Source organism: Pseudoalteromonas sp. S4492 (genome assembly GCF_005886115.1).
Classification (GTDB): Bacteria; Pseudomonadota; Gammaproteobacteria; order Enterobacterales; family Alteromonadaceae; genus Pseudoalteromonas; species Pseudoalteromonas gelatinilytica.
In genome coordinates this window covers 57,596-64,966 of record NZ_PNCP01000033.1, presented here as the reverse complement: position 1 = coordinate 64,966, position 7,371 = coordinate 57,596, and the positions used below count along the sequence as shown (strand labels likewise).

The 7,371-nt window shown below is 41.5% G+C and carries 6 protein-coding genes; 4 read left to right on the top strand and 2 right to left on the bottom strand.

What is annotated here, in order from left to right; all coding sequences use genetic code 11:
- Positions 1-284 precede the first annotated feature (284 nt).
- The 3 genes from CWC28_RS09955 to CWC28_RS09945 all read left to right on the top strand — a co-directional run bounded on the left by CWC28_RS09955 (position 285) and on the right by CWC28_RS09945 (position 4,433).
- A complete protein-coding gene (locus CWC28_RS09955; protein WP_138625093.1) occupies positions 285-2,654 on the top strand; it encodes a TonB-dependent receptor domain-containing protein in 2,370 nt (789 codons plus the stop codon).
- Between the two features lie 119 nt (positions 2,655-2,773).
- On the top strand, positions 2,774-3,694 hold the full coding sequence (locus CWC28_RS09950; protein ID WP_063700404.1) for an alpha/beta fold hydrolase: 921 nt from the start codon (positions 2,774-2,776) through the stop codon (positions 3,692-3,694).
- A 43-nt stretch (positions 3,695-3,737) separates the two neighbouring features.
- Entirely contained in the window at positions 3,738-4,433 is a 696-nt protein-coding gene (locus CWC28_RS09945) for an ATP-dependent Clp protease proteolytic subunit (protein ID WP_063700406.1), read from the top strand.
- Here the strand turns inward: CWC28_RS09945 and CWC28_RS09940 are convergent.
- Both CWC28_RS09940 and CWC28_RS09935 read right to left on the bottom strand, forming a co-directional pair.
- Positions 4,430-5,011, bottom strand: coding sequence for a hypothetical protein (locus CWC28_RS09940; protein ID WP_138625092.1), 582 nt, complete (start codon positions 5,009-5,011; stop codon positions 4,430-4,432). The genes CWC28_RS09945 and CWC28_RS09940 overlap by 4 nt on opposite strands.
- 32 nt (positions 5,012-5,043) lie before the next feature.
- Positions 5,044-5,505: a hypothetical protein gene (locus tag CWC28_RS09935; RefSeq protein ID WP_138625091.1), complete on the bottom strand. Its 462-nt coding sequence runs from the start codon at positions 5,503-5,505 to the stop codon at positions 5,044-5,046.
- A 385-nt stretch (positions 5,506-5,890) separates the two neighbouring features.
- Here CWC28_RS09935 and CWC28_RS09930 point away from each other — a divergent pair, with 385 nt between their 5' ends.
- Positions 5,891-6,754, top strand: a complete 864-nt coding sequence (locus CWC28_RS09930; protein WP_063700410.1) for an SH3 domain-containing protein — start codon at positions 5,891-5,893, stop codon at positions 6,752-6,754.
- Positions 6,755-7,371: the final 617 nt, after the last annotated feature.

The following is a 7,371-nucleotide window of genomic DNA, read 5'->3' as shown; positions in this document are numbered from 1 at the left end:
AAACCTGTCGCTAACTGCGTTAAAAATTTCTCATTTAGAACAACTAAATAACGAAATTTTTGCCTTGCTATCAACGAGGTTTTATTGCCTCAAAATAGACTACTTAATTAAGCGGGTTGGTATTAATTAGCTAAAAAACAAACGCAACTTAATTGTGAATAGTGTTAAGCCAACTTGAAAAAGATTAATCTAAATAAGAATAGTTATTGATTGTATTTTTCATTTATGTAGTATACGCAACGTTCCTCAAAGGGATAACCTACAAAAAGAACTGGAAACCTACAATGAAATCAATAAAACCAAGCTTACTGGCACTTGCCATAGCAACACATTTTTCAGCCTTTGCTGATGACGCTAAGCCGAAACAAGATATGGAACGCTTAGTTATCACTGCAACAGGTTTTGAGCAAAAAGTTACCGAAGCACCTGCTAGTATTTCAATTATCACCAATGAAAATATTAAGTCTCATGCCTTCACCTCAGTACTTGATGCTGTGCAGTATTTAGAAGGTATCGACATTGGCACAACCCGAGATAAAACGGGCCAAGGCAGTGTAAGTATGCGTGGTTTAACAGGTGAATACACCCTGTTACTTATTGATGGTAAACGCCAAAATAACCATGGCGATATTTATCCAAACAACTTTGGTGGTAACGCGTTTAACCACGTACCACCGGTTGATGCCATTGAACGTGTTGAAGTAATTCGCGGCCCTGCATCAACGCTTTATGGTGCAGATGCATTGGGTGGTGTAATTAATATCATCACTAAAAAGCACACTGATAGTTGGAGCGGTGCAGTGTCTTTTAGCCGTTCATTACAGCAAAACGATGATTTTGGCGATGACATTACCACTGACTTTAGTGTGATGGGTCCACTTATTAAAGACGTATTAAGCTTAGGTGTGCGTGGCAGTGTTTACGAGCAACAAGCATCTTCGCCAACATTTGAACCAGCAACCGATCCAAATGGTGTTGTTCATACTCGTTCATTAGGTTTTGGTAGTGGCGGTCGTACCGTTGATAACACAAACGAGCAGTATGGTTTTACTCTAACTTATACCCCGTTTGAGTCTCATCATTTACGTTTTGATTATGATAATTCAAGCCAAGTGTACGACAACACGCCAAGCTACGACATCGAATCAGGCACAATTACTTACCCGCTTGGCACTAAAGATAATATTGAATCAATTTGGCAAGACCGCCGCGGCCAAGTAAACCCGCGCGCAGGTTATGCAGCAGACCAAGAGTTTGACCGTGAGTGGTGGTCAATCAGCTACGATGGCGAGCTTGATTGGGCAACGCTGAAGGCTTCTGTTTCTTATGTTGATACGCAAAATAATGGCCGTACTTTACCACTGAGTGTCAGCGAGCGCCTAGAGCTGCAAGCTATGTACGATGGTACTGGCGAATACGAAGGAATGGACGAGCAAGCACGTAAAGACTTAGCTGAAGAAACATTCTTACCGCGCCCTGCTCGCCCACTTGAAAGCAGTCAATATACCTATGACTTACGTTTTGATATTCCTATCACAGGTAGCTTTGGTAGCCATAACCTAGCAATTGGTGGCCAGCTTATCGACGGTGAATTAAAAGACGGTGTATTTGGTCTTGAAAGTGACCAAGCTGGCAAAGTACAAGAGCAAAACATGTACTCAATCTTTGCCGAAGATAACTGGATGGCAACTGATAACTTTACCTTCACATTAGGCGCTCGTTACGATGACCATGATGTATTTGGCAGCCAAGTATCTCCGCGCGTTTACGGTGTCTATAACCTCTCTGACACTTGGACGCTAAAAGGGGGTGTAAGTACGGGTTATAAAACACCACAAACCACTGATCTTTATGACGGTATTACCGGATTTGGCGGTCAAGGCACAAGCCCGTTTGCGGGTAACCCAGACTTACAACCAGAAACCAGTGTGAACTCTGAAATCGCCCTTTACTGGACTTCGCTTGATGGCGATCACAACATCAATGTGACTTACTACAACACCAAGTTTGAAGACAAAATTGCCAGCGGCGACACTATTTTAAGCTGTGAGCAAACTAACGATTTACGCCCTTGTGTGAACTTAGGTCAGTACGATCAACTTGGCTACGATAGCTATAGCCAAAAAATCAATATCGACGAAGTAGACCTACAAGGTGTTGAAATTGCAGGCCAATATACTATCAGCAAAACAGTGTCTGTTAACGGTAACTATACCTGGACTGATAGCGAACAAAAGAGCGGCCCTGAACAAGGTCAGCCACTAACGAACTCCGCAGAGCACATGGCAAACCTTACCCTAAACTGGGAAGCGACTGACTTTATGAACCTATACCTACAAGGTGTATATCGTTCAGACCGTTACCGCGGTTGGGATAACGTGCACGACAAAGCGCTTTATTACAAAAACTACAACCTACTTAATTTAGGTGCGCAGTTTTATGTAAATGAGTACGTGCAAATCAATGCCCGTGTAAACAACCTATTAGACGAAGATTTCACCTCGTATAGCACAAGCTATACCGACCTAAATGGCGATGGTGAGTATGAGTACCTAACAGGTCGCGGTGTAATTAGTGAGGTCACATTCACAGACGACTACAACGTTAAAGATAAAGGCCGTAACTTCTGGATTGGCGTTACCGCTTACTTCTAAGAAAACTCCCTGAAAATAGACAGCATGCAGTCATGTGCTGTCTATTTTTCTTGCTGTCACTAAACTGCCAACTTCACACACTAAGCTGATGATACCTGCGTAAGCTTATTTGTCAGTCTATGGAACATATCCTTACAGCCAGTGGTATCAGTATTAGTTATCAAGATGAAGGCGATGAAAACGCACCTGTGATCATCTTAATTATTGGCTTAGGTGCTCAATTTACCGTTTGGCCAGAGTCACTTTATTTTGGCTTGGTCGAAAAAGGCTTTCGGGTTATTCGTTTTGATAATCGTGATGCAGGGTTATCCTCATCGTTAGATGAGTTAGGCAAGCCGAGTCTTGTAAAGCATTGGCTTAGCCGCCGATTACCCATTCGTGCAAAACTGCCCTATTCGCTCGATGACATGGCTCGCGATGTAAAAGAATTAATGGATGCACTGGATATCAAAAAAGCGCACTTAGTGGGGGCGTCGATGGGTGGCATGATTGCGCAAATTGCCGCGGCAAAGTATAAAAAACGTGTACTGAGCTTAACTTCAATTATGTCGAGTAGCTCGCCGTTATCGTTTTCGGGTTCAAACATAAACCTATTAGTAAAGCTCGCTAAAATACGCCCCCGAAGCAGTAATAAAGAAGCCGCTATTGATTACAATGTTAGGCTCAACCAACTCATTGGCAGCCCAGCCTACCCACAAGATGAACACGCTTTATACGCCAACGCAGAACGCTATATTGAGCGGGCTCACACGAATCAAACAGGCTTTAAACGTCAGCTTGCAGCCATTGCCGCAACGCCTTATCGCGAGCAATTACTAAAAAAGATTAAAGCCCCTACATTAGTGATCCACGGCAGTGCTGATCCTGTTATGCCACTGTCTGCGGGTATCAACACCGCACTGTTAATAAAGCGTAGTAAGCTAAAAGTTGTGCCCGGAATGGGCCATGATTTTCCACCCGCCTTAATGAAAAAAATGACTAAGTGGATTGCCAAACACGCCGCTAAAGTCAGCGCCAAAAAAGCCGCTAAAAAACCCTAAAAGCGTGATAGAATTATCATACAATTTATAAGGTTAGCGTTTTATGTTGCGTGTATTTTTTAGTCTGTTTTTAATTATCCCTTGGTTAAGCTTTGCCGGTGTGTCACTAAGCGAGCAGCGCATTATTTATCAGGGCGAAATTAGTGCCAAAAACAATCAACATGTTGCACAGCTTTTGGCTGAGCAACCAAACATAAACAGCATACAAATCACCAGTGGTGGCGGAAACGTTGATTTGGGTATGGATCTCGCAGAATTGATTTTGGCGCATAATTTAAAAGTTCATGTAAAACAATTTTGCTTTTCGTCGTGTGCTAATTATGTATTGCTTGCAGGAAACCCTACTACCATAGCTAATAACGCCATTGTCGGTTGGCACGGCGATGCCGCTTCAGCTCGCTGGCGAGATAGCGATATTGATGCCATGGTAAGCCATTTAAAAGAGCCAGAAAAAACAACCAAGTGGCAGGCTTTACGCACTCAATACGACGAAATAATCGCAAAAGCCGTGGCACGTGAAAAAGCTTTTTATGCAAAACGCGGTGTTAATCATGACTTGCTAACCATTGGTTTATCTGAAGAGCTAAAGCGTGCAGCTGTGGCACAAAAAGCCAGAGGCTGGAGCTACTCAAAAAAAGCACTCAATACACTGAATGTCAGCAATATTGAGTTTGCAGATTGGCAGCCCCGCTCGGCAAAGAACTTTCCGTTACTAATAATTAGTGAGCTTGGGGATTAGCTTTTGTAATCACGGATATAACGGTAATCAAATTCGGTGTCATCTAGAATGTCGCAATAATCACGAAAATCATTACTCTGCATTTGCTGAATATCGATGATCACCGACTGCTCTGTTACGAGCTTTTTAAATCTTTGCAATAGCGTACGTCCTTGCTTTGCATCTATATGGCAACCGAATTGATAAATGTCATATAGCCGAGCGAACTGATCACCGCTCTGCCTTGAGCTTGCCATTAGTGCTTCACCACGCTCAAAAGCAAGCATTCTTCCCAGAATAAATTGCGCTCTAGGTTCATTTTTATGTTCAACGAGATAACGTAAAATAGTTTCTGATTTAAATGTATCTTGCGGAAATTTCCCCTGATAAACGCCTCGTTCATCAAAGTGACGACCGGAATAATAGGCAAAAGCATAGCTAAATGCTTTTTTGTCAGACAAGGTTGCAAGAAACTCATCATCTGTCGGAATATGTTTTGCTCTAAACTTAGCAGCTTGATGTTGCTCTTGTTCTACCTGTTTTTCAATAGACAAATACTGCTGGTGAGCAAATGCACCAACGGCTCCTGCAAAACTCAAACATGATGTGGCAATTAGGGTACTCGGTAATACTACCAACCAATGATTTTTAATTTTTTATACCCTGCCAGCTCACCGGATTCATACACCTCAGCAAATAACTTATGGTCAATAAATGGAATGCTTTTACGTGCAATAAATGCTGCTGACCAAGAGCCAAGTGCAAATAACAAAGCATAAATTGATAAAGACAATGTACCGCTGATCAAAACCTCTGAACTGAGCGCAACAGCGATTACAGATAGGTATGCAATAAGTGAAATAACTGAAAAGATACGATCATAGCCACGCCCATGAATACGAACGGCTAGGCCAACGAGTACGCCGCTAATCACTAACATTACAGGCCCAATAGCACTTTTAATTGAAAATACTGTGATCCATAAAATAATGATTGGGATACTCCAGCAAGCTACGCCGATTGCGGCTGCAAGTGGACTTTGCTTAACTAGTTTTGCTTTAACTTGCTCTCGACTCTGCTCAGTAACAGACATATCAACTCCGTTTTCGTTTTATTATTTTTTCCTGTAAAACAAAGTGATTCTAACTAGAACAGCTGATTATAAAAAGAGGAACATAAATTTTCGTGGTACAAAAAAAGCCACTTCGCAGTCAAGGCATTAATTCCTGTCGTATCCAAACTAATGGTTCAAAACACTGCTGATTTAGGGGGGGGACATTTTGTTGGGGCAATATGTGGAGGTCGCAGAGTTCATCCTAACATTCATAAAGCGGAGGTTAGAGTAAACTCATTCTGCCAAAAGATGAATTTAAGTGTCTGACTTAAAAGAGAAATAATGAAATTCGCGTAAGTATGTTATTGCAGCTAATTTGATTTAAAGTTATTGTTCTAACTTGGTGTTTTTATAGGGATTGTTGATGTTCAAGTTTTCAATTTTTACTTCAGGGCTTATCACGGCTTTAACGTTTTTGTCTCCTTCTACAAACGCTTCCTGGGACGATTTGAAATCTAATGCGCTCATTGAAATCAAAGAAGCAAGTGGATTTCTACCCGCCATTGTTCAGTCGAATGTAAATATACGTTCAAAGCCGTCCAAAGAAGGAAAAAAGCTTGGATTATTGCAAGGTGGAAGGTCAATTAGAGCTGAGTTTCTAATTGACTCTGATTGGGCTCGCATTCAATTTAATGGAGACCGCGCATATGTACACCAATCAGCACTTATCAAACAGTTATACAAAGCAGATATCGGCTATTCAATGAATAGCAATAATAGTACTGTATTTTCTATGTCAGGTTGGCATTACTCTTATTTACCAGGTAGCTACTTCTTAAACTATCAGAGCAGTCTGCATGGTCAAGCCAGTTATGGACCTATTAATGGAAGTGGATATGCGTCAATTGGAAGTCATCTATACAAAGTTGATTATGCTAAACGTGATATCTACCTGGCAACAGGGCATGAATCTGGAAATAGAACTTATTATACGCCTTACTTAGCAATACCTACTAAAACTGAATTGCAGGTTTTTGTCTTACCTACGTTCACATCCTCGGACTCAAATAGCTTACTGGTAGACGGCGATACCCTAATCTATGAAGGGAAATCGTATAGCAGTTGTTGTGATTATGAAAGTTTTAAGTTGAGGTTTAATTTAGAGGACTTAAGTTATGAAGGAACTCAACTCTATTATGACAGCGATAGTCAGATGGATACCGCCCCTCTTGAAAAGAGAACGTTGAGTTTAGTAGTTAAAAAAATACCGCTAGTTAAGTCACATTAAGTAATTTCCCATGTGATTAATATAGTCCGCTTATGGAACGGAGCCGGCATTCGGCTTTCAAATGAAATTGCCCAACTCTCACATTGGTTAAAAGTTCCCAAAAGAAGATTGTTGTCGCGGCTAAAACTTAAGGCTGATACAAAATATCTTCCATTTTTACCAGACCTCTAGCTAGCCCTAGCCTCATCGCTTGTGTTTTGTTGTTGAACCCTCCCTTTCTATTCCGAGTTAACTTGACGTAATTATTATAGACGCGATAGATGTCCAGTACCTTCGTATGATTTGTGGGTTATAGGGCGCCATACCATGCCACAGTCGACCTTCGTTACTTTGCGTTGCAAATGGCCTACCTTTCCTGTCAGGGCATAACCGTCTTTTACGCTGTTGCCGTGTCCTTCGCAGATAGGGGGCACCATGAAGTTACGACATGCAGGATTTTTGCAGCCGTTAAATTGAAACCCTTTAAACGGCAAGGGTACCCGAAGTTTTTTTATCTGATTTGATAATGCGTTACTCAATTGATGGTCTCCTAAAAGATATTAGAAAACCACAACTGGAAGACTTGTCAAAAAAGTGAAAAGCCTTGTCACAGGCTGACTACCAAGCAAAAAAATGCC

Bases quoted from the DNA above. Each gene is read 5' to 3' on its own strand.
- CWC28_RS09955 (WP_138625093.1), top strand. From the start codon at position 285: ATGAAATCAATAAAACCAAGCTTACTGGCACTTGCCATAGCAACACAT.
- CWC28_RS09950 (WP_063700404.1), top strand. From the start codon at position 2,774: ATGGAACATATCCTTACAGCCAGTGGTATCAGTATTAGTTATCAAGAT.
- CWC28_RS09945 (WP_063700406.1), top strand. From the start codon at position 3,738: ATGTTGCGTGTATTTTTTAGTCTGTTTTTAATTATCCCTTGGTTAAGC.
- CWC28_RS09935 (WP_138625091.1), bottom strand. From the start codon at position 5,505: ATGTCTGTTACTGAGCAGAGTCGAGAGCAAGTTAAAGCAAAACTAGTT.
- CWC28_RS09930 (WP_063700410.1), top strand. From the start codon at position 5,891: ATGTTCAAGTTTTCAATTTTTACTTCAGGGCTTATCACGGCTTTAACG.